The organism is uncultured Pontibacter sp. (genome assembly GCF_947495565.1).
Lineage (GTDB): Bacteria > Bacteroidota > Bacteroidia > Cytophagales > Hymenobacteraceae > Pontibacter.
This window is the reverse complement of sequence record NZ_CANLZM010000010.1, coordinates 170,048-193,854: the sequence shown is the minus strand read 5'-3', so window position 1 is coordinate 193,854 and position 23,807 is coordinate 170,048. Positions and strand designations below refer to the sequence as shown.

At 47.9% G+C, this 23,807-nt stretch carries 16 protein-coding genes; 5 read left to right on the top strand and 11 right to left on the bottom strand.

Annotation, left to right across the window (positions count from 1 at the left end; genetic code table 11):
* Positions 1 to 4 precede the first annotated feature (4 nt).
* The 4 genes from Q1B04_RS13900 to Q1B04_RS13885 all read right to left on the bottom strand — a co-directional run bounded on the left by Q1B04_RS13900 (position 5) and on the right by Q1B04_RS13885 (position 6,719).
* Complete coding sequence (locus tag Q1B04_RS13900; protein ID WP_299759739.1) at positions 5 to 1,072, bottom strand: tetratricopeptide repeat protein; 1,068 nt, start codon at positions 1,070 to 1,072, stop codon at positions 5 to 7.
* A 186-nt stretch (positions 1,073 to 1,258) separates the two neighbouring features.
* Complete coding sequence (locus Q1B04_RS13895) at positions 1,259 to 2,047, bottom strand: hypothetical protein (RefSeq protein ID WP_299759737.1); 789 nt, start codon at positions 2,045 to 2,047, stop codon at positions 1,259 to 1,261.
* Between the two features lie 66 nt (positions 2,048 to 2,113).
* Complete coding sequence (locus Q1B04_RS13890) at positions 2,114 to 4,864, bottom strand: DNA gyrase/topoisomerase IV subunit A (RefSeq protein WP_299759735.1); 2,751 nt, start codon at positions 4,862 to 4,864, stop codon at positions 2,114 to 2,116.
* Positions 4,857 to 6,719, bottom strand: coding sequence for a DNA topoisomerase IV subunit B (locus tag Q1B04_RS13885; RefSeq protein ID WP_299759733.1), 1,863 nt, complete (start codon positions 6,717 to 6,719; stop codon positions 4,857 to 4,859). The genes Q1B04_RS13890 and Q1B04_RS13885 overlap by 8 nt, the downstream gene beginning before the upstream one ends.
* A 346-nt stretch (positions 6,720 to 7,065) precedes the next feature.
* Here Q1B04_RS13885 and Q1B04_RS13880 point away from each other — a divergent pair, with 346 nt between their 5' ends.
* From Q1B04_RS13880 to fbaA, 3 genes are all read left to right on the top strand, one after another.
* The gene (locus tag Q1B04_RS13880; RefSeq protein WP_299759731.1) at positions 7,066 to 8,205 is read left to right on the top strand and encodes an AI-2E family transporter; all 1,140 of its coding nucleotides are present in this window, start codon (positions 7,066 to 7,068) and stop codon (positions 8,203 to 8,205) included.
* A gap of 42 nt (positions 8,206 to 8,247) precedes the next feature.
* On the top strand, positions 8,248 to 9,753 hold the full coding sequence (locus Q1B04_RS13875) for an exonuclease domain-containing protein (protein ID WP_299759729.1): 1,506 nt from the start codon (positions 8,248 to 8,250) through the stop codon (positions 9,751 to 9,753).
* A 111-nt stretch (positions 9,754 to 9,864) separates the two neighbouring features.
* Positions 9,865 to 10,941, top strand: coding sequence for a class II fructose-bisphosphate aldolase (gene fbaA, locus Q1B04_RS13870; protein ID WP_299759727.1), 1,077 nt, complete (start codon positions 9,865 to 9,867; stop codon positions 10,939 to 10,941).
* Positions 10,942 to 10,986: 45 nt separating this feature from the next.
* Here the strand turns inward: fbaA and Q1B04_RS13865 are convergent, their stop codons facing one another.
* From Q1B04_RS13865 to Q1B04_RS13835, 7 genes are all read right to left on the bottom strand, one after another.
* Positions 10,987 to 11,937 (bottom strand): hexose kinase, encoded by a 951-nt coding sequence (locus Q1B04_RS13865; protein WP_299759725.1) that lies wholly within the window; start codon positions 11,935 to 11,937, stop codon positions 10,987 to 10,989.
* A 30-nt stretch (positions 11,938 to 11,967) separates the two neighbouring features.
* Entirely contained in the window at positions 11,968 to 14,370 is a 2,403-nt protein-coding gene (locus Q1B04_RS13860) for a glycosyl hydrolase family 65 protein (protein WP_299759722.1), read from the bottom strand.
* Between the two features lie 3 nt (positions 14,371 to 14,373).
* Positions 14,374 to 15,195 (bottom strand): trehalose-phosphatase, encoded by an 822-nt coding sequence (otsB, locus tag Q1B04_RS13855; protein ID WP_299759720.1) that lies wholly within the window; start codon positions 15,193 to 15,195, stop codon positions 14,374 to 14,376.
* A 9-nt stretch (positions 15,196 to 15,204) separates the two neighbouring features.
* On the bottom strand, positions 15,205 to 15,954 hold the full coding sequence (locus tag Q1B04_RS13850) for a beta-phosphoglucomutase family hydrolase (RefSeq protein WP_299759718.1): 750 nt from the start codon (positions 15,952 to 15,954) through the stop codon (positions 15,205 to 15,207).
* Between the two features lie 171 nt (positions 15,955 to 16,125).
* A complete protein-coding gene (locus tag Q1B04_RS13845; protein ID WP_299759716.1) occupies positions 16,126 to 16,905 on the bottom strand; it encodes a beta-phosphoglucomutase family hydrolase in 780 nt (259 codons plus the stop codon).
* Positions 16,906 to 17,196: 291 nt separating this feature from the next.
* A complete protein-coding gene (locus Q1B04_RS13840) occupies positions 17,197 to 19,917 on the bottom strand; it encodes an HAD-IC family P-type ATPase (RefSeq protein WP_299759714.1) in 2,721 nt (906 codons plus the stop codon).
* A gap of 43 nt (positions 19,918 to 19,960) precedes the next feature.
* Complete coding sequence (locus Q1B04_RS13835) at positions 19,961 to 20,158, bottom strand: hypothetical protein (RefSeq protein WP_299759712.1); 198 nt, start codon at positions 20,156 to 20,158, stop codon at positions 19,961 to 19,963.
* A gap of 307 nt (positions 20,159 to 20,465) precedes the next feature.
* Between Q1B04_RS13835 and pgi the strand changes: the two genes are divergently transcribed.
* Positions 20,466 to 22,112, top strand: coding sequence for a glucose-6-phosphate isomerase (gene pgi / locus Q1B04_RS13830; protein ID WP_299759710.1), 1,647 nt, complete (start codon positions 20,466 to 20,468; stop codon positions 22,110 to 22,112).
* Between the two features lie 76 nt (positions 22,113 to 22,188).
* The gene (locus tag Q1B04_RS13825; RefSeq protein WP_299759708.1) at positions 22,189 to 23,781 is read left to right on the top strand and encodes a hypothetical protein; all 1,593 of its coding nucleotides are present in this window, start codon (positions 22,189 to 22,191) and stop codon (positions 23,779 to 23,781) included.
* Positions 23,782 to 23,807: the final 26 nt, after the last annotated feature.

The window sequence follows — 23,807 nt, the reverse complement described above, 5'->3', positions numbered from 1 at the left end:
TTGTTTATCTTTCTATCTGTTCCTGTAGGCGTACAGCTGCACTATCAGGTATTGGTCTTTCAACTTTATACTTTAATCGGGCAATGGACCTGTTGGCATACGTGGCGGTTGGGTCTATCTTTAATAACCGCTCATACGTGGTGAGGGCTTTGGTATACAAGCCTGTTCGCTCATAAGCAGTAGCCAATTTAATCAGGTATTCCTGATTAAGCTTATACTTCTTATTATGATAAATTTTCTCGAGGTGCTCTAGTGCCTCCTCATTATTCCCGAGGGTAAGCTGATGCACACCAAGTTTATATTGAGCGCCGGATAAAGTATCGTTTATACTTACTGCTTTAGCGAAAGCTTGCATAGCGCTGTCCTGCTTCTGATCAACCTGATATACAATTCCCTTGTTGTACCATAGCTTAGCGTCTTCCGGAGCTTTTTTTATGGCGCTTTGCAAGTATGGCTTCGCGGCATAAAACTCTCCCTTGCCTACTAGCAAGGCTGCCAGTTCGCGCTGCGGCTGCATGAAGTCCGGTGCCTGCTCCAGGGCCAGCTTATAGTTCTGCAGAGCCTTGGCAGAGTCTCCGGTTGCCTCCTGCACCCGGCCTTTGTAGTAAAAAGCAAATTCATCGGCGGGTGAAAGCTCCTGTGCTTTTCTAACATACTCCATCGCCTGCTTATACTCTTTGCGCTGCAAGTATAACTCCCCTAGCAGTACATATAAAGATGCACTCTGGTAGGAGTTTCGTTCTGCAGTAAGCGCCAGCGGCAGCGCTTCTTCCGGCTTACCCATTGCGCGCAGCACCTGTGCTTTCACAAACAAAGTATAAGGCTCTTTTTTTGTTAGCCTCACCGCTTCTTCAGCATCCTGCAGCGCTTGCTCTAAATTACTTTTCTGAAGCAGCACAACGGCACGGCGGGCATATAAACTACCGTCTCGCTTCGAGTTCTCTATAGCAGCATTCAGGTTTTGCAACTGTGCGGCAGGATCATCTTTCACCTCCTGCAGATTTACCATCTGCTCCTTGTTCCCTTCTTCAAAGTCACAGGAACTTAGGCTCATCAATAATACCAACAGCATCAAGCTTACATTCCGCACCATTACCGGCCTAATTTATACTTCTGTAAAGGGTTTCATACTTACCGCGCTAAATTAAGACATTTTACCCAAATAGAAACACATCTTGCGCAGGAAGCGTGCCTCACAGTTAAAACAAAAAGCCTGCCACCGAATTGGGAGCAGGCTTTTTGCAGTTTATTTACCATTTTACATTTTCTGCTGCTGCTGCAACATCATACTGCATCGCCTGCTAAGCTCCAACTCCTCTTTCGTGTCGAGTGTCAGCGTAAGTGCTTTCTTTAAAATACTTACACAGGCGGTGGTATTTTTCATTTCCTTGTAAACGCTGGCAAGATCATAATAATAACGAATGTTATCAGGCTCATTGGCTATAGCATGCTCTATGGCTTCGGCGGCTTTCTCATTTGTGGCCTCACCGCAAACGCCTCCGAAAAAAACTTTAGAGGCAGCCTTTTCAGCAAAGTTCAGGTTAGCCATTTTAAAATACCAGCGACCGAGTGCATGCCAGGCTCCAGCATGCTGGTCGTTATTAGCAAGCGCCGCATCTACAAAAGATTTAATCTGATGTATACCAGTTAGCCTTTCCTTTGGCCCTAAAACCATGGCGTTAACCCCCAATGACACGGCCATCACGTAATTAGACTGTGCATCGGTTGGCTGCAGCTCATACGCTTTGGCAGCAAATTCTTTCGCCTTCGTAAAATGAGCCTGCTTTCGGGTTTCGTCCGAAAATCTCTCACCAATTCGGCTATGAAGCAAACTGGCTCTGCAAAGTGCCTCGTAGTTATCAGGAGTTTTGGCGATAACCTCTTCAAAAAGAAGAAGCGCTTCGCTTTCTTTATAATCACTTAAAAGCTGCTCCGCACGTTTCATCAATTCATTGTTACCTGATTCGCCTCCCTCTGCCAGAATAACCGCAGGAAATGCTAAACAGAGTACGCATGAAAGTATGGCAGCTTTAAAAGTTTTATTCATAAAAGAAAAATTCACTCCTGTAATCTACTAAGTACGTTAGACTTATGCAAGGCTGCAGGAGAGAATTTAGAAAAGATCAAACTGCTTCTTCTCCTTCAGAGCCTTCTTGGCCTTGTCAGCCTCTTTGTCTGTTTCTACGTCTTCAGTTGGCTTGGGTTGGGTGCCGCTGGCTCTGGCTGCTTCCTCAGCAAGTTCTTTTAATTTAGAGGGCAGCGTAACCGGTTCCTTTTTAGCCGCTTTTTTTGATTTTGGCCTGTCATCCTGCGGCTGCTCTACTTCCTGCATCTTCAACACTTCTACCTCAAAAATCTTAAAGTAGTTGAGCTTGTTACCTAATGCTTTCCAGCCCTTAACATCTATAAATTCGTTCAGTAAAATTTTCTCTGATTCCCGCTCACCACGCAAGGAACGCTTGAACTTTATACTTGCCAATGGCTCCGGATGTGTAGACACAGCTTCCAGTCTGGAGTTTTTTGTCTCAGGTATAAATGAAAACCGCTTGCCCACCGAAGTCGTCTCAATTTTGAAACGCTTTACATAGTAGGTTTTATTATCGCCTTCGTAGTAGATGGCAGAGATTACCAGTTCCGGATCAAACTTTTGCAGCACCTTCAGCTTCTCTACAGTATAGTGGTTAGCCAGGTCAAACGAGGTTTGCTCATAAGTGCCGTCTTCGTATACGGCAAGTATAGAATCGTCTGTATTGAAGGAGCCCAGATAACGGCCACGGCCTTCTGTATTCAGCCTTCCGATTACCTCATCATAATAAATCTCGCGTCCGCCTAGTGTAGACTCGCCTAAACTCTTCTGAACGACCTTCTTAACCGGGTATTTAGTAACGATATTGCCGTTAGAGCCCTTGCCTTTGATCATCAGCTCTGCAAAATCAAAATCAAGGACCTTGTTTCTGGCTGATGCGTTTGGCGTAAGTGAAATTGTAACCACCTCTGACTCTGAGTTAGGATTTGCTGTCAGGTAGTGTACCTTAGATCCTTTGTTACCCTTCGTCAAATCATACTCTTTGTCGCGGGTGATGGATTTAACGGCAAAGCGCTTGGCAAACGATACACCTGACTTACCATCTAAGTAAATCATATTGTAGACCATGTGCTCGTCGTTCTTATTGTAGACACCGGCCAGGATAATATCTTTCCCAACAAAGGTTTTCTCAGCCACTTTGGTCACCATGAACTTGCCATCCTTACGGAACACGATGATATCATCCATATCGGAGCAGTCGCATACAAACTCGTCTTTACGCAGCGCCGTTCCGATAAAGCCATCCTTTGCGTTCATGTATAGCTTTTGGTTGGCTATGGCAACGTTCTGTGCATTAATCACATCAAAAGTTTTAACCTGCGTGCGCCGCTCTTTGCCTTGCCCATACTTTTTCAGGAGTCCTTCAAAGTATGCGATTGCGTAGCGGATCAGGTTTGCCAGGTTATCATCCACGACAGCCATCTCCTCTTCCAGCTTATTGATGTATTCATCCGCTTTGAAGGAGTCATACTTGGAGATGCGCTTTATCTTTATTTCAGTCAGACGGATAATGTCTTCTTCTGTTACTTCACGGCGCAGCAGGTGCTTGTAAGGATCCAGGCCTTTGTCAATGGCAATTAATACAGCCTCCCAAGTCTCACATTCCTCAATATCGCGGTAAATGCGGTTCTCGATAAAAATTTTCTCCAGCGATGAGTAATGCCATTTGTCCTCTAACTCACCTTTTCGGATCTCTAACTCGCGTTTGAGCAGGTCTACTGTTTTGAAAGTAGAAATTCGAAGCAGCTCGTTTACATCCAGGAAGTGTGGCTTATCATTGATAATCACACAAGCGTTCGGAGAGATGGATACCTCGCAATCGGTAAAGGCATAAAGCGCATCTATGGTTAAGTCCGGAGAAACACCTGCCGGTAAATGCACCTGTATCTCAACATCGGCAGCCGTATTATCAACTACTTTCTTTACCTTGATCTTATTGTTCTCGCTTGCTTTTACAATAGACTCCATCAGACCAGTCGTAGTTGTGCCGTAAGGCACATCACGGATAATCAGCATGGTTTTATCTACCTTCTCTATAGTGGCGCGCACACGGATTTTACCCCCGCGCTGGCCACCGTTATAGTTGGTCACGTCTACCTGGCCGCCTGTCAGGAAGTCTGGCAGCAGGTTTGTACTACGGCCTTTCAGTATATCCACAGAGCCTTTGATCAGTTCTCTGAAGTTATGTGGCATAATCTTAGTAGAAAGACCTACAGCGATACCCTCTACCCCCTGCGCCAGCAGCAGCGGAAACTTTACAGGCAGTGTTACCGGCTCATTTTTTCGTCCATCGTAACTTAGCTGCCAAAGCGTTGTCTGTGGGTTAAACACTACATCCAGCGCAAACTTAGAAAGTCGTGCCTCAATGTAACGCGGTGCAGCTGCACTATCGCCGGTACGTACATCACCCCAGTTACCCTGTGTCTCAATCAGCAGGTCTTTCTGCCCGATATTTACCATGGCGTCGCCAATAGAGGCGTCACCGTGCGGGTGGTACTGCATGGTCTGGCCAATCACGTTAGCTACCTTGTTGAAGCGGCCATCGTCCATCTCGCGCATGGCGTGCAGGATACGGCGCTGCACCGGCTTGAGGCCGTCTTCTATGGCTGGCACTGCACGTTCCAGTATTACGTAAGAAGCATAGTCGAGGAACCAGTTTTCATACAGTCCGGAAACAGGCGTTACGTTATGGATGATTTCTTCCTCTCCATCCGTGAACTCCACCTCCAGCTCTTCGTTATGCTCTAATTCTTCCTTGTTCAACTCGTCGTTATGCATATACTTCTTCTACTATATCTTTTTCAATCTTCAGGTTCTCGATAATAAACTGCTGACGGTCTGGTGTATTTTTACCCATGTAGTAGCTCAGCATTTTTTGGATAGTGGTATCCTTGTGCAGGATCACCGGCTTCAGCTTGATGTTCTCTCCAATAAACTTCCCGAACTCATCCGGAGAAATCTCACCCAAACCTTTAAACCGCGTGATTTCAGGCTTCTTTCCAAGCTTGTTAATGGCTTCTTGCTTTTCAGTTTCGTTGTAGCAGTAGATCGTTTCTTTCTTGTTGCGTACCCGGAAAAGCGGCGTTTCAAGTATAAACACGTGCCCGTTACGCACCAAATCCGGGAAGAACTGCAGGAAGAACGTTAGCAGCAGCAGGCGGATGTGCATCCCGTCTACATCGGCATCTGTGGCGATTACCACTCGGTTGTAACGCAGGTTTTCCAAGCCTTCCTCAATATTAAGCGCGTGTTGCAACAGGTTAAACTCCTCGTTCTCGTACACTACTTTCTTTTTCATGCCGAAGCAGTTCAGAGGCTTACCGCGCAAGCTGAAAACAGCCTCAGTATCTACATTGCGAGACTTGGTAATGGAACCACTCGCCGAATCACCCTCCGTGATGAAGAGCGTAGACAGCAGCGAGTTCTCGTGCTTATCCTCGTTGAAGTGCAGGCGGCAGTCGCGGAGCTTGCGGTTGTGCAGGTTAGCTTTTTTAGCACGCTGGTTCGCCAGTTTTTTCACGCCGGCCATGTCTTTGCGCTCCCGCTCACTTTGCTCTATGCGTTTTTTCAGCGCCTCGGCGGTAGTTGGGTTCTTGTGCAGGTAGTTATCCAGATGCTCCTTCACAAAGTCATTGATGAAAGCACGCACGGCTGGCCCGTCTGGCCCCATCTCAATAGAGCCAAGCTTTGTCTTTGTCTGCGATTCAAAAACCGGCTCCTGGACACGCAAAGAAATGGCACCTATAATAGACCCGCGGATATCAGTGGCATCATAGTCTTTTTTGTAGAAGTCGCGCACGGTCTTCACTACTGCTTCGCGGAAAGCCGCCAGGTGCGTACCGCCCATAGTTGTGTACTGGCCGTTCACAAACGAGTAATACTCCTCACCGTAGTCATTGCCATGCGTCAGGGCTAATTCTATATCCTCTCCTCTCAGGTGGATGATCGGGTAACGCATGCTCTCCTCGTCGGCTTTGTTGCGGAGCAGGTCCAGCAGGCCGTTTTCAGAGTAGAATTTTTTACCGTTGAAATTTATAGTCAGACCAGCATTCAGATACACATAGTTCCATATCTGGTTTTCCAGGTAGTCCGGGTTAAACTGATAATTCTTAAAGATGGAATCGTCCGGAGTAAAGATTGTGAGGGTACCGTTACGCTGGCTAGAGTCCTGCACCTCCTGGTCGTCTGTCAGCAAGCCTTTCTCAAATTCGGCGGCTTTCATTTTACCATCACGCACAGACTGAATCCGGAAATGGCTGGAAAGCGCATTTACCGCTTTAGTACCCACACCATTCAAACCCACAGACTTCTGGAAGGCCTTGCTGTCATACTTGCCGCCGGTGTTGATCTTGCTCACACAGTCAATTACCTTACCCAACGGAATACCACGGCCGTAGTCGCGCACCTGCACTTTGTGGTCGGATATTTTGACCTCGATAGTCTTACCGTAACCCATCACGTGTTCGTCGATGGAGTTATCGATTACCTCTTTTACTAAAATGTAAATACCGTCGTCTGCCGAAGAACCATCGCCCAGTTTACCGATATACATACCCGGGCGCAGCCTGATGTGTTCGCGGGGCTCCAGGGAGCGGATGCTGTCTTCATTGTAATTGTGCTCTAACTCTGCCATTCTGTAAGCGTAAGTGTAGTTGATTAGGTAATATCAATGCGAAAGATAGGAAAATATAGAAAACAAGACGCAACTGAATAGTTCCTATCCAAGGCTAAATTAAGAAGAACCTAAATGATTTACTAATTATTTTAGTTATTCTCCTTACTCAAAAAGCTGCATCTGTCTATTAACAGTATAATCATGAAGCTAGTTCAGCAAACCTCCAGCATTTTAAAGGTGTTTTAACTAAATTATTTAGCAACTTTATATATTAATAAATAGATGCTTTAACGCTTAACATTCGCTTATTTTGAGAGGCAGACACAGACCTTGGCAAATCCGACAAATGTCAACAAATTGTTAAATGGAAATAAAACTACCCGCTTATTTTAAATACACTGTTATACTTCTGGGCTTCGCCCTGCTTATATACACACTACAGGCATTCAAGGCGATTTTAATGCCTTTGGCTTTTGGACTTCTCTTTGCCTTGCTGCTGCTTCCACTTACTCGTGACCTGGAGAAAAAGCTGCGCTTCCCAAGGCCTTTGGCCATACTTGCCAGCATCACGCTGGTAATTGTTATACTTGGCCTGGTGGTTTGGCTGTTATCCATGCAGCTGGTTAGCCTTGCTTCTGAGCTGGAGACGATAGGTAAAAACATGCAAAAGCTGATAACCAGGATGCAGGAGTTCATGCTTAGCAATTTCGGCATTGCGCCACCTAATAAGTCAGAGTTGTTTCAGAATGCTATTGGCGGGCTGCAGGAGTTTACCACCACGTTTCTGGGCAGTACTATTTCTATCACCACAGGCGCTATTACAGTTCTTACTTTGGTGCCTATTTTTGTATTCCTGCTGCTATACTACCGCGATCACCTGGAGCAGTTTCTATTCAAGTTTGTGACCAAAGACCGGCGCGGAGGTGTCATCAAGACCATAACGGACATACAACATGTGGTGCAGAGCTACATTTCTGGGCTGATGATTGTAATTGTGGTGGTGGCGCTGCTGAATACTGCCGGGCTGCTTATACTTGGCGTAAAGTACGCCATCTTCTTTGGGGTGTTTGCCTCCATACTTACCATTATTCCTTACATCGGTATACTTATTGGCGCATCGCTGCCAGCCCTTTTTACCCTAGCCACTACCGGCAACCTGCTGGATGCGGTGCTGGTGGTAATAGTTTTTATGTTTGTGCAGTTTCTGGAAGGTAACTTTATCACTCCGTTTGTGGTGGGCTCTAAAGTAAGCCTGAACCCGTTTGCGGCCATACTTGCCCTCTTGATCGGCGGTGAGGTTTGGGGAGCGGCAGGTATGATTCTCTCTATCCCGATGATTGCCATGATGAAAGTGATTTTTGATGTGTATGAGCCGCTGCAACCAATTGGTTTTCTGATGGCAGATATGGACGAGTTGAAACCAAAAAGGAAAGGGCGCGTCCGGAATTGGTTTGATGAAATAGTAAATGGCATTTTGCGCGGCAAAAAGAACCCGAACGAGTAATTTTGCTAACAGCATTTGCAGCATTAAAGCAACCAGAGCGATTTGAAACGGATTACTAAGAATTTTGGTTTAGAAGAAGGGCCCGCAGCAGATGCCTCCGGCCCCGATGAACACCACCTAAACCAAAGCAACTTGTACGCGATAGTAGATATTGAGACTACCGGAGGTCAGCCGCACCAGGACAAGATCACCGAAATTGCTATTTTCATACACGATGGGGAGAAGATCGTAGACAAATACCATACGCTTATAAACCCTGAGCGCACCATTCCCTACTTTATCACCCAACTTACAGGAATAAAAGACGACATGGTGCAGGACGCGCCTAAGTTTTATGAGGTGGCAAAAGAGATTGTAGAGTTTACGGAGGGGAAGGTATTTGTAGCGCATAACGTACGGTTTGACTACTCGTTTATGAAGAAGGAGTTTGCCGACCTTGGCTTCACCTTTCAGCGCAAAACGCTTTGCACCGTACGCCTCAGCCGCTCTTTGATGCCCGGTTTGCCATCTTACAGCCTGGGCAAGCTCTGCAAAAGTATAGACATCCCCTTAACCCAAAGGCACCGCGCCATCGGCGACGCCGAAGCCACTGCCATACTTTTCGACAGGCTCATCAAGATCAACCGCCCGGTGGTGGACGGCAACATGAACATGGCCGCCGAGCATACCTCGCAGGTGCTGAAGCAGGAGATTAAAACATCGTTGCTGCCCCCAGCCATTAGTAAAGAGCAGGTAGATGCGCTCCCTATGGTGCCAGGTGTGTATTACTTTTATAACGAGGAGGGCGAGGTTATCTATGTTGGTAAAAGCATCAACATAAAGAAACGCATCATTCAGCATTTCAACATAGACTATAAAAGCCGCAAATCGCTTGACTTTAAAAACAACATTACGGATATATCCTATGAGTTGATGGGCAATGAACTGGTATCGCTACTGTTCGAGTCGGCTGAGATAAAGCGCATGAAACCGCAGTACAACCGCGCTCAGCGCCGCAGTGTGTTTAACACCGGTATCTTTGTTTACGAAGATGAAAACGGCTACAAACGCCTTAGCTACGGCAGCGTGAACAAAGCTGACAACATCAGCATGACTCCAATTATCGCGCTTTCAAATCATTTTAAAGCCAAAGGTTTCCTCTTCCATAAAGTAGCCAAGTATAACCTCTGCCAGAAACTGTGCGATTTGTACAAGACAAACGGTGCATGCTTTGATCATCAGGTCCACCAGTGCCAGGGGGCTTGTATTGGCAAGGAAAGTCCGGAGGAGTATAACAAACGTGTGGAGGAGGCGATTGACTCGTTTACTTATGAGCACACCAGCTTCGTCATTATCGGCAAAGGCCGTGAGCCGGGCGAGCGCTCCGTGGTTGTAGTAGAGCACGGCACTTATCTTGGGTTTGGTTTTGTAGATGAAACATTCTCTGCCAATAACCTGGAGGACTTTAAATCTGCCATACAACGCTACAACGATAACAAGGACGTGCAGCAGATTATCCGCAACTATATGCGTGGCAAACACAAAGATAAAGTACTCGTATTTGATTAGCTTATGCTTGTATGAGAGCTGCGTTTGCTTTTACAGTAAAAGGCTCCTAAATTCAGGTCTTAAAATATTTAAAACGGATTCTTTTAAATCAACCATTAATAAAATAAATCTGTGAACGAAACTAAAACAAGATTCAGACCGGGTGTACTTTTCGGTGATGAAGTAACAGAGCTTTTCAAGTATGCGAATGAGAATAACTTCGCGCTTCCTGCCGTAAACGTAATTGGCACTGACTCTGTAAACGCTGTTCTTGAAACGGCAAAAGCAGTAAACTCACCAGTAATTATCCAGTTCTCCCATGGCGGAGCACAGTTTTTTGCCGGTAAAGGCTTAGCAAACGACGAGCAGAAAGCTGCTATCGCCGGCGCTATTTCAGGAGCCCAGCACGTGCACCTGATGGCTGAAGCTTACGGTGTGCCTGTAGTACTGCACACAGACCACGCTGCAAAAAAACTGCTCCCTTGGATTGACGGCCTGCTGGATGCAGGTGAAAAATACTTTGAGCAGCACGGCAAGCCGCTATACAGCTCTCACATGCTGGACCTTTCTGAGGAGGAAATCAAAGAGAACATCGAAACCTGCGCCAGCTACTTGAAGCGTATGGACCGTATGGGCATGACCGTAGAAATTGAGTTGGGTGTAACCGGCGGAGAGGAAGACGGCGTGGACAACACAGGCGTTGATAGCTCCAGACTGTATACGCAACCGGAAGAGGTAGCTTATGCCTACGAAGAGCTGAACAAAATAAGCACGCGCTTTACCATTGCGGCGGCCTTCGGAAATGTACACGGTGTATATAAGCCGGGTAACGTAGAGCTACGACCTGATATCCTGAAAAACTCTCAGGACTTCATCCAGCAGAAGTTCGGCACAGGCCCTAACCCTGTTCATTTCGTGTTCCATGGTGGCTCAGGCTCTGAGAAGCACCAGATTAAGGAAGCTATTGAGTATGGCGCCATCAAAATGAACATTGACACCGACATGCAGTGGGCATTCTGGGAAGGTATCCGTAATTATTACGAGGATAAAAAAGGTTACCTGCAGAGCCAGATCGGCAACCCGGACGGTGAGGACTCTCCCAACAAGAAGTACTACGACCCACGCGTATGGCTTCGTGAAGGCGAGAAGAATTTTATCGCCCGTTTGAAAGAGGCGTTCACTGACCTTAACGCGAATAACCGCAACTAATACAATATGTAAAGTATGGCGAGTCGAAAACCTCGCCATACTTTTTTATACCTGCTCCTTGTGCTCCAGAAGCCATTGGTAAATTTTATCTGTGTCTTCTTTACGGCAAAGCTCAGAACCGGGAGTCATGGTAGCGGCAGTACCAGCTGCCACACCATACCGCACCATATCGCTTAAGCTGCCGCCTTCAAGCAGACAAAGCACCATACCAGCCACCATACTATCGCCGGCACCAACGGCACTCTGCTGTGGCATGGTTGGCGGCACCACATAGGTTATACCTTCTTGGGAGGCCAGCATAGCGCCGCGCGGCCCTAACGATACCACCAGCACCTTGCATTTCCCCTGTTCCAGCACCTGCTTGGCAATTTCTTCCTGCTCCATAGCCGATATTTTCTCCTTGCCTGCCAGCGCTGCCAACTCACCTAAGTTAGGCTTAAGCAGGTATACTCCCTCTCCTGCTGCATTCAGCAGGGCATCCCCGGAAGTATCCACTATCAGACGAAAATTTTTTCGGTGCGCGATAGTAGCGAGTTGCTCGTAAAAATTGTCCGGCACTCCCGGCGGAAGGCTACCGCTAGCAACAACATACTTGGGTGTTTTTTCAGGTGATAGTTGCTCCAGTTCCTCCAAACACTGCCGCCACTCCTGCTCCTGCACTTCCGGGCCCGGCATACCAAACCGGTACTGGTTGCCGGAGTTGCTCTCCATCACCATCAGGTTTTCGCGGGTCCAGTTTTTAGTTTTGATCGCCTTATACTCTACACCTTCGTCTTCCAGCAACTTACAGATGCGCTCACCGGACGGGCCGCCAACCAGCACCCAGGCGGAAGAGTTACTGCCAAGCTTCTTTAAGGCCCTGGATACGTTGATACCGCCTCCACCCGGCTCATAGGTTGGCTCATCGCACCGTAGTTTTTTTTCGGGCAGCACCAGCGGCACGTGTGTGCTTTTGTCTAAGGCTGGGTTTAAGGTAATTGTGATTACATCGCTCATGCGATTGGTAAATGTTTAAGTGAAAATAGTTTATTGGGCAATATCAAACTCACGCTCCTCTCCTGTTTGGAAAGTATAAACTTCGCCCAAAACCCCGATCAGCACTTCGTTTGACCAGCCTCTGTCGAAGGTAATGCGCAGTGTATCGTGCGTGACTTCCAGCGAGACCCAGTGGCCCCGGTAACGGATCTGAAACTTGAGACAGCCAATCTCCTCCGGCAATACTGGGTTTAACCAGAGCACATTATCTCTTATCTCTAAACCGGTAAAACTACGTTGCACTAGGTCTACGGTGCCAGCCATTGCGCCTAAATGTATTCCTTCGGCTGTTGTTCCTCCCTGCACATCTTCCACATCGCTCACCAAGGCTGTTTTAAAATTGCTCCAGGCGCGCTTTCTGTCAGAGCGGGCCAATACCCAGGAGTGCACAATTTTGCTCAGCGTTGACCCATGCGAAGTCCGTTGTTCGTAGTAAGCAATATTTTCAGGTATACTTTCCGGCTTAAAGTCATACTGAAGTCGCTGAAATAGCTCTACCAGTTCTTCTGAGGAAAAAAGGTAAAAAAGCATCAGAACATCTGCCTGTTTGCTGGCTTTATACTTATTAACATCTTTACCTTCGCTTTCCAGGATTCGGTCTAGCCGCATGGCTTCTCCATACTTAGTTTTATACTCCTCCCACGGAAACTCCTCCAACTGCTCGTAGCCTTCAAACTGGGCGATGATGTTGGTATCACCAATAAAGGGCACATACATGGTTTCGGTGATGGCTTTCCAGCGCTTCACATCCTGTTCGGTTATAGCTAGCTTCTGAAAAAGCTCCTCCACACGTGAGTCGTCTAAAATATCGAGCAGCTTTAAGGCAGCCTGAATAACCCACACGGCCATCACGTTTGTATAGGCATTGTTATTTAGCCCGGGCTGTTCTGAGTCTGGGTAGTCGGTATGGTACTCATCAGGGCCAACTACATTATGTATCTCGTAACGGCCCCGATCTGCGTTAAAAACGGCTACGGTAGACCAAAACAGCGCGATATCAAAAATCATTTCACCGCCCACAAAGGTCATAAACGCCATGTCTTCATTAGCTTGAAAATACTGCCAAACGTTGTAAGCGATGGCCGCGCTAATGTGGCGTTGCAGGTGCGTATTATCAGGTAGCCAGCGGCCTGACTTGGGGTTTAAGTGTATTTCCTGGGTTTCTTCGCGGCCGTTGCTGCCGCTCTGCCACGGAAACATAGCTCCCCGGTAACCTGCCTGCGAGGCTGCATACCGTGACTCGGGTAAGCGGCGGTACCGGTAAAGAAGCAATTCCCGCGTTAACTCCGGAAGGCGCAGGTTCAGGAAAGGAAAAATGAAAAGCTCATCCCAAAAGATATGCCCACGGTAAGCTTCGCCGTGCAAACCCCGCGCTGGCACGCCTACATCCATACCTACTGTGTTGGCAGAGACAGTCTGAAGCAGATGGAAAATGTGCAGCCGCAGGATAGATTGTGCCTGCATGTTGCAGGCAAGTATAAGGTCGCAGCGGTTCCAGAGGCGCTGCCAGGCACTCTTGTGCTTATCCAGCAGGTGAGGAAAGCTGCCCTGCCGGTCAATGTTCTTGCGTGCTTCCTGCAGCGGCTCCGTGATTGCCTGATCGCGGGAAGTATGAATTTGCACCACTTTCTCAATGATGACTGGGTGTCCCTCCTGGCATTTAAATTTTATACGCTGCTCAATGTACCCTTCCTCCATCAGCAGCTCACGTTCTATTTTATCATTAGAAGGCTCTAAGTATATACGTGTTCGGGCTGCCTGCGCCATAGACAGCCCCGACTGCACCGTCTCTACTTCCAGATAAATAGTTTCATCGTTATGCTGGCCCTGAAAGAGTGAGCGGAGATGTTTACTGTTGAGGTCGCGGTAGCGGGAAACGCAGCTGTTGGTCACTTTCCCATCCAGCGCAGACGAAATTTCAAGTACACCAGACCAGTTCAGTGGCGTAAGCTCCCAATTGACTGCGCCTACATGCTTGTTGGCCATACTTACCAGCCGTCTGCTGACCAGCATAGTCTCCCGGTCCTTCTCGTCCCGGAAGTGCATTTGCCGCTCCAGCAGCCCCTGGTGCATGTCCAGCTCCTGCCGAAAGCTGATCAGCTTTACCTTTCTGAGGCTAAACCACTCCTCGCCCGGATGCCGAAAAGTAAGGGGCAGCCAGTTAGGCCAGTTTACCAGGTCCTCATTTTCAATTTGCTTACCGGCCAGTTCGGTAAAAAGGCGGTTATAGCCACCAGCCAGGTAGGTGCCAGGGTAGTTTACGCTATCATCTGCGCTAGACTCCTCAAACGCTCCGCGGGTGGCAAAGTAGCCGTTACCAAGCGTACAAAGCGCTTCCCTTAGCTGTTGCTGCCCTGGCAGATAATCTTCGTAAACTACTTTCCAGTCAGACATGGCTTATTCTTTAAGATATTGCGTCAGTTCAATTAAAAACTCCTGCACCTCCTCCACGCTTTCCAATCTGTAATCTGCAGCGGTCTCCTCATCATGTTCGCCAACCAGTATACTTACCCCCTTGCCTTGCAAAGCGGCAAAAGCATCCTCATCTGTCAAGTCATCCCCGATGTATAACGGAATAATATCAGACTTTTTTAGATTTAACTCCTCCAGGAGCCAATGCACCGCCTTACCCTTATGCCAGTCTAAATTAGGCTTCAACTCCATGATCTTTTTTCCGGGGCCTGGCTTCAGCTCCTTATACTTGCTGAGTACGTCCTGCGTCGCTTCCAGCACTTCGCTTACCTGTTCTTCTGCTACATTACGGTAATGCACCGCTATGGCGTAGCGCTTCCGCTCTACCAGGGCGCCGTCTATCTTGTTCAGCCGCTCGTTAAGGTCAGCCTGCGCTTTATCTAGGGCAGGTATGGCTGCGGCTGCTCCACCAGGTTCTGTGTGCATGTTATTAGGTCCTGAAATATCAAACCCATGAGAACCAGCGTAATACAGGTTATTTAATTGCACCAGTTGCTCTACATTCGCTCGGTCGCGGCCACTTACTACCGCCACAGGGCATTCTGCTGCCAACTGCTGCAGTGTGTTTCGCATACCATCTGTCAGTATAGCTTTGTCAGGATCTTTGACTATATGCGTCAGGCAGCCGTCATAGTCCAGAAACACAGCAGGCGTTTTGCCTTGCAGCAACTCTTTTACCTTTTTAAGAGCTGAAGGGAGGTTTTTACCGTCCTGCTTCTGTACTTGGCTGGAGCTAGAGTTCATCATAGTATGGTTTTAACTTGGAAATTTTTGAAGCACCAAATCGGCGCCATGTAGTTTTAATTCATCAGATTCATCAGTTCGGGCTATGCCTACCACCAGTGCGAAACCGCCCGCTTTGCCTGCCTCCACTCCGGCTAAGGCATCCTCGAAAACGGCTGCATGCGCTGGCTTTACTCCTAACCTACGTGATGCCTCCAAAAAAATATCCGGGGCAGGCTTGCCCTTAAGCCCCAGTTCCGCTGACAGCACCCCGTCCACCCTCACCTCAAACAGCTTATCAAGGCCTGCCGCTGCAAGTATAGCTTGGCAATTTTTACTTGCTGAAATAATAGCAGTTTGCAGCCCCTGCCCCTGCATTTGCTCTATAAATGCTACCGTATCCGGATAAACCGCAATGCCACCCTCTTGCAGCAGCTCCTGAAAATAAGCATTTTTTCTGTTGCCCAGGCCAGCCACAGTTTCTTTTCCGGGCATATCGGTGGGAGTGCCTTCAGGCAAGGTTATTTCTCTGGAAGCCAGGAAATTACGAACACCATCATAGCGAGGAATACCATCTATGTAACGGCGGTAATCAGTAGCAATTTCCAATGGCTTGTAAACTTTACCCTCACGCTGCCCCCGTTGCTCCAAGTAAGCATCAAACATTCGCTTCCAGGCTTTGGCGTGCACTTTGGCAGTTTGCGTAACCACGCCATCCAGGTCAAAAATTAGCGCCTTAATGTGCTTCTCTTTGATTAGTTGAAAAAAGTCGTTATGAGGCATGTAGTGGTGTAATTTTGAAGTATAAAGCTTTGGTAGGCATCCCTAAAAATCATACTTGGTTTTACCACATTTGGTTTTTTGCCAATGCCTCAGAAGCATGGCTGTATTAAAAGTATAAAAGGCGCCCTTTTAAGAAAGGGCGCCTTTTATACTTTTAGCAATGTGCTGAAATTAAGAACTTAAAGAGGAAGCTGCTCTCTCGTGAAGTTCTGAGGTGAAATTCTTGATAACTGTATGAGCACCTTTTGTTTCGAGGGTTTCTTTCATAAAGCCACGGTCCACGCCTACAATCAGCCCGAAGTTTCCGGCTTTTGCACCTTCTATACCTCCTACAGTATCCTCGAAAACAGCTGTTTCCTGCGGCTGCACACCAAGCTTTTTGGCGGCTTCCAGGTAAATGTCCGGCGCAGGCTTGCTGTTCATTTTCAGTTCGTTGGCTACTACTTTATCAACACGCACTTCAAAAAGTTTTTCTAAGCCTGCGCGGCGAAGTATGTTCAGGCAGTTGCGGCTTCCTGATACAATGGCTGTTTTCATGCCGGCCTGCTGCTGCTCCTTCACCCACTTAATGGCATCTTCAAACACAACCACACCGTTCTGCTTCAGCAACTCATGGAAATAAAAGTCTTTGCGCTCGCCCAAGCCTACCAGTGTATTGCTGCCTGCGCCTTCGTTAGGCTCGCCTTCTGGCAATGTAATACCTCGTGAGGCCATGAAGTTACGCATAGCATCAATTCTGGGAACATCGTGCACATACGTCTGGTAATCCTCTTTCAGATCGAAAGGCGCGTAGCTTTTGCCGTCCTGCTCGCTTCGCTGGCGTAAAAAGGAATCGCACAGTTTTTTCCATGCTTCAGCATGCAGCCCGGCTGTGTTTGTGATCACGCCATCCATATCGAAAATAAGGGCCTTAATATTTTTTTCTTGTATAAGATTACTCAGATTACTCATAAGTATAACTTTGCTTGATAGGTTTTCACTGGTTTAAACGGCAAACCCTGCCGGCTGGCTACCTTGGCAGACGCAGCCACTTCTAAAGTTTATGCCGAAGAAGTTGATTTGACACCTCCTTTATCTGGCTCTTCAAATATAGGCACATGCCCCCATAGTTACAGCATCTACGGCTATTAAATTGTATATGTTCACTGTGTTTTACTTAAGCTTAAGCGCATTAATTTTAGTAAATCAGGTATAAAATACGCTTTAGCCTATATTTTTATACGATACTAATCCGAGAGCAGCTTATTTTTTTCTCTTAAACCATTTATAAGCTTCCGCCGCCCAAATTACTGTGCTGGATAGCAAGATGATAATCAACAGATCAACGATAGGCAGCTCCTTAAAATTAAAGACTCCACTCAGAAATGGGGTGTAAATTACCAGTAGCTGCAGTGCAACGGAGGCGACAAAGGCTATATTAACATACTTGTTGCTGAACACCCCAATTTGAAAAACCGAATGCTCCAGTGAGCGCATATTAAAGGTATTGTAGACCTGAGTCATGGCGATTACGATGAAGACGCCGGTGTGAGCTAACTCCTCCCCCTGGGGCAGGTAATAGGAGAAAACGGCGAGTGTTAGGCCCAGCATCACGACACTCATCAGCAGTATGTAAGGCACCACGCTTTTATCTAAAATGTTGGCATCGCGTGGCACGGGTTCTCTTTTCATAATATCGCCATGCCCCCGCTCCGTTGCCAAACCAAGCTCCATAACGCCATCTGTTACCAGATTTACCCAAAGTATTTGTGTAGCTGTAAGCGGAAAAGGCCATCCGATTGAGATCGTTATGATAAAGACCGCTACGAAAGCAAAGTTAGTTGTCAGCAGGAAAAAGCTTGTCTGCTGCACATTCTGGAACACAATACGCCCTTCACGCACCGCCCGCACTATGGTAGTAAAATTGTCATCAGAAAGCACGATTTGGGACGCATCTTTAGCCACATCCGTACCCCGAATCCCCATGGCAATCCCTACATCAGCCCTCTTAAGTGCCGGTGCATCATTCACCCCGTCGCCGGTCATGGCTATCAGGTGCCCTTTCTCCTGGAGTTGCTCGGCAATACGGAGTTTTGTTTGGGGACTCACCCGTGTAAAAACGGATACATTATCTACAAGCTCTCCAAAGCTGTACGCCGAAGACTCCAGCTCGTCTTCCTGCAAAGCCAGCGGAAACTCAGCCTCTGATTTCTCCGGGGAAAGTATACCAACCTCACGGGCTATGGCTGCGCCTGTTTTTTTGTGGTCGCCGGTTACCATTAGGACGCGTATCCCGGCAGTCTTGCAGTCGGCCACGGCCTTTTGCACCCCACTTCTGGGCGGGTCGATGATACCGGTTATGCCTACCCAAACTAAATCATTCACATCATCGCTTTTTGCTTCATCGCCCAGTGCATCGGCTTGGCGGTAGGCAAGGGCTAACACACGCATGGCGTTGTCGGCCCATGCATCGTTTTTCTCCTGTATGCGCTGCCGCACCCCATCGCTCAGCTCCTGCGGCCCATCCTGGGTAAGAATATGAGTGCTTAAACTTAGTATTTTCTCTGGTGCCCCGACAGTTAGCAGCTCTCGCTCTCCTTCTACCTCAGCCAATGTTGCCCTAAATTTCTGCTCCGAATTAAACGGCAGGTCGTCAATCACCTGTGCATTAGGCAGCGCATTTTTTTGTTTCGCCTCCGCTTTTTTAGATAACACAAGCAAGGCTACCTCTGTTGGGTCTCCAGTTACTTCTGGCTCATTTGCCCTTTCACTTTCATCTATTTTAGCCTCGCCTATATGTGCGTTGTTACAGAATTTAGAGATCAGCAGCAGCTTTTGCAGCACCTTGCTTTCTGAGAGGTTTATACTTTCTCCGTTGCGCGATAGATCTCCTTCAGGCATGTAACCTGTACCGGACACTTCCAGCTCAAGACCATCGCCCAGGTACAGTTTCCCGACGGTAAGTATACTTTTTGTGAGGGTGCCGGTCTTATCTGTAAGTATAACCGATACAGAGCCTAGCATTTCGGTGGCTGCGAACTCGCGCGTGATAGCGTGCTGCTTGGCCATTCGGTTGGCACCTATAGCCAGCACAATGGTGATAACAGCCGGCAAGCCCTCCGGAATTGAAGATACAAGGGTAGCTACCGTAATCAGCAGCACCTCCTCGAAAGCATAATTCCGGATGAAGTAGCCAAGTATAAAAACGATGGCAGAGGTGATAATAGAGATAAGGGCCATCTGCTTGGCCAGCCGCTCTGTCTTTTTCCTGAAGTTGGTGGCCGTGGCCTTGATGGAACCAAGCGATTGGGATATTTTGCCTAATTCTGTATCTCCGCTGATAGCAGTTACGACGGCTTGGGCAGATCCTCTGGCTACATGCGTGCCTTTCCAAAGCATGTTCAACCTGTCGCCTAAACTTACATTCTCTTCAAGAGGATCAGTTTGCTTATCTATCGGCAGAGATTCGCCGGTGAGGGAGGCCTCTATGGTTTGTAGATTTTTGCAGCGCAACAGGCGTGCATCAGCCGGAATACCGTCGCCCTCTTCTAAAACTATAACATCGCCAGGCACCAGCTCCCTAGCCTCCACCGTTTTCTGCTGGCGGTTTCGGAGTACCTTGGCCTCCTGCTTCAGCATGTTTTTCAACGCCTGAATTGCTTTTTCGGCCCGGTACTCCTGAAAAAAACCAAGGAGGGCGTTAAACAAAATGACGCCAAAAATCACATACACATCCACCATATGGCCTGCATACCAGGCAACCCCGGCTGCAAGCACCAGCACCAATATCAGAAAATCCTTGAACTGCCGCAGGAACAGAACGACGGGGTTGATGCCCTCTCTGCCGGTCAGTTCGTTTGGCCCATACTGCTGCTGCCTGGTTTTGGCCTCTTTATCAGTCAGCCCATCTCTACCAGACTGCAGCTTCTCCAGCGCCTGTTCTGTAGTGATGCAGTGGTATGGAAACTTCTGATCTATAGCCATTTTTATAGCCGCTTTCTGGTGTCAATGCAACTTAGTGTGAGGGCTACGGAATACCCTCTGTTCGCTCTTGCGGTGGCACGTCCGGCCCCTGCTCAGGTCTGGTGGCAGGGTTATTCCCGCCTGTTACATAACCCGTAGGCCCCGGTGGTGTGCGCTTTCCGTCATCTTCTCTTAAAATTCCTTTTCCGTCTGCATGTCCCGGCTTTTGCTCTTTATTTTGCTTTTTATCCTGCTCTTTCATACTTATTTATTTTTAGTGATAATTCTGAATTAAGTGTTGGAGAAACAATACTTCAATCTGCGTTTCATCTTCCGCAACAACTCATTTACAACTATTTACCTACGCATCAGAAGTATAATTGATGTCCCGCTGTGGCACGTCTTTAAACCCTGAAGTAAATCTGCTTTATTTGCAGGATTTTTTAACTTTGGAACGGCAGGAAGTTTCTGCCATACTTTATACGTAAAAACAGAACTACCCGAAACCCGCCGTACTTAATCGCAGTAGTTGAGTCCGGGTGCCGAAACATCATTTATAAAATTCAACTATGCTAAAGAACTCCTCTCCTGCTAAAACCGAAGCCTGGAAAAAACTTGAAGATCACTTTAAGACAGTACAGCCACAGCACCTGCGCGACCTGTTTGCCCACGATGCTGAGCGCTTTAACAAGTTCACTTTCCGGCTGAACGATTCAATTTATGACCTCTCCAAGAACCGCATTACAGAGGAGACGCTGCAGCTTCTGACGCAGTTAGCCAACGAAATGGAGGTGCCAAGCGCCATTGAAAGTATGTTTGGCGGAGAGAAAATAAACGCCACCGAAAACCGCGCGGTGCTGCATACGGCTTTAAGAAATTTCTCGGATGAGCAGCTGCAGGTGGATGGAGAGGATGTATTGCAGGAAGTGCGCCAGGTACAGGAGCAGATGCGTAGTTTCTGCCATAAACTGCACTCCGGCGAGTGGACCGGCTATACCGGTAAGCGCATCCAAAGTGTGGTGAACATTGGCATTGGCGGCTCCGACCTTGGGCCTAAAATGGTGATTGAGTCCCTGAAAAAGTATCAGAAACCGGATCTCGAAGTATACTTTATCTCCAATGTAGACGGTACCGACGCTGCTGAAGTGCTGCGTAAGCTGGATCCTGAGACGACGCTGTTCATCATCGCCTCCAAAACTTTCACCACCAAAGAAACCATTACCAACGCAGAAACCGCGCGTGGCTGGTTCCTGAACAAAGCTGTGGACCGCGAGCATATCAAAAAGCACTTTGTGGCGCTATCTACCAATATTGAGGCAGTAACAAAGTTCGGGATTGCAGAGGAAAACGCCTTCCGTTTCTGGGATTGGGTTGGCGGCCGTTTCTCGCTTTGGTCAGCCATAGGATTGTCGGTGGCCTGTGCTTTAGGCTACGATAAGTTTGAGGAGCTGCTGCGCGGAGCCGAATCCATGGATAAGCATTTCCGTGAGGAGCCTATGGAGCAGAACATCCCTGTGCTGATGGCGCTGCTAAGCATCTGGTACACCAACTTTTTCGGATGCCAGACCCATGCCATACTTCCATACGACCAATACCTGCGCCTGTTGCCAGAATACCTGCAGCAGCTGCTGATGGAGAGCAACGGCAAAAGCACAGACCGCAACGGCAACCGCGTAGATTACCAGACCCAGCCAGTGGTTTGGGGAGCGGCAGGCACCAACAGTCAGCACTCGTTCTTCCAGCTTATACACCAGGGCACCATACTTATACCGTGTGATTTTATAGCGCCTGCTGAGAGCCACAACCCGATAGGCAACCATCACCCGCTGCTCTTGTCTAACTTCTTTGCACAGACTGAGGCTTTGATGAAAGGCAAAAATGCAGACGAGGTGCGTGAGGAACTGGCTCAGAAAGGTATGGCCGGCGACGAACTGGAGCAGCTGCTGCCCCACAAGCTTTTTGAAGGCAACAAGCCAACCACATCTATCATGATGAAAAAATTAACGCCTTTTGAGCTTGGCAGCCTGGTAGCCATGTATGAGCATAAGACTTTTGTGCAGGGAGTAATCTGGAATATCTATAGCTTTGACCAATGGGGCGTGGAGTTAGGCAAGCAGCTGGCAGGCACAATTGAAGGTGAACTGCTGCACGGCAAGGCCTCCAACCACGACGGCTCCACCAGCGGCCTGATAGAGTATTATACCGGAAATAAATAACCGCTTAGGTTAAGAGTATTTATAGCAGAAAATCAAAAACTATACTTTTAGCTCTTAACAAACAACTACATAAATTATGAAGCAAGCGGTGTTGGTGCTTATTAGCAGCCTTTTATTAAGCGGCTGCGCAGACGAGGATTTTTTTCAGCACGACGCCCTTGCAACAGAAGCAGAGTTAGACGGAAAAGCCGCTGCCGGCCCGGACAGCGCCTGGGTAATTGCCGGGCGCCACTACGACCGCAGCGGCTTTCACCGTTTTTTCTGGGGAGACCACAACCGTAAGCTCTGGGTAGCGCCTGTCCATCTTCCCGTTCTTCAGCTCGACTCACTTTATGGAGGTTTAACGGTAGTAAAGAAAGGCGGTGGCTACCAGACAACTAGTTTTGAGCTAAAAGACGAAGCCGGCCGTTTGTACGCCCTGCGCTCCATCGACAAAGACCCTCGGCATGTAGTCAGCAAATTCTGGCAGGGCACTTTTGTAACCAATATCCTTCGCGACCAGACTACCGCCTCCAATCCTTTTGGCGCATTGGTTGTGCCTGTTCTGGCTGAAGCCGTGGGCATCTACCACACCAACCCTAAACTATACTACGTAGCTGCCAATGATGCAACTTTCGGAGAGTATAGCCCAGATGTACAGGGCAAGGTATTTATGCTGGAAGAAAAGTATGAAACCCCTGCCGACATTACTCCTGCTTTTGCCAGCGATGTAATTAATTTCGAAGAATCAGAAGATGCCCTGCGGAAGCGGTTTAGCCGCAACACAAACCATTTTAACCAGAAAGCTTTTGCCCGCGCCCGCCTGCTGGACCTGCTTTTAGGGGACTGGGACCGACACAAAGGCCAGTGGGATTGGGCTGTGACAACACAGGGCACAGACACTATTTATCAGCCAATACCAAAAGACCGGGATCAGGTTTTCCTGAAAATGAAGGATGGCTTTATTCCGTTTATTGCCACCAGTAAGCTGCTTGCCCGCAAATTCCATACTTTCGACCACGACTTCAGTGACGTGAAAGCTTACATGATTAATGCTGAATTCCTGGATAAAAGGCTGCTGCATGAGCTAAGCTTAGAAGACTGGCAAGGTATAGCCACCCAAATGCAACAGCAACTATCGGATAAGGTAATTGAGCAGGCGGTTCAGCAACTGCCAACCCCGATTTATTCTTTGATAGGCCAGGAAATGACAGGTAACCTAAAAAGCCGGCGTAATTTACTGCCAGAAGCTGCCGCAAAAATGTATAATATACTGGCTAAGAGAGTTACTGTTCCGGGCTCTGATGCTGAAGAGGTTTTCTCTGTTGCTAGAGTAGACGACGAGCAAGTGCAGGTAATTGTTACTCGCCCCGCCTCAGGAGCCTTGCCTGCAAAAACAATCTACCAGCGAACTTTTAAAAGAGGCGAAACAGAAGAAATCATACTTCACGGGTTGGCAGGAGATGACACATTCATACTTACAGGCAATGTTCAGGAAAGTATACTTGTAAAGATTTACGGCGGCCTGGGCGAGGATGAAATTACAGACAAATCCAGTGTCAGCGGCTGGAAAAAGTATACGCAGGTTTACGACACCGAGCGGGGCAATGAAATTATCTTCGGCAAAGAGACAAAAGACATGACCACGGATGATGTGCGCGTCCACGCTTATGACCGCGAAGGTAACTGATGGTGATTTTAGAGAAGGTATTCAGC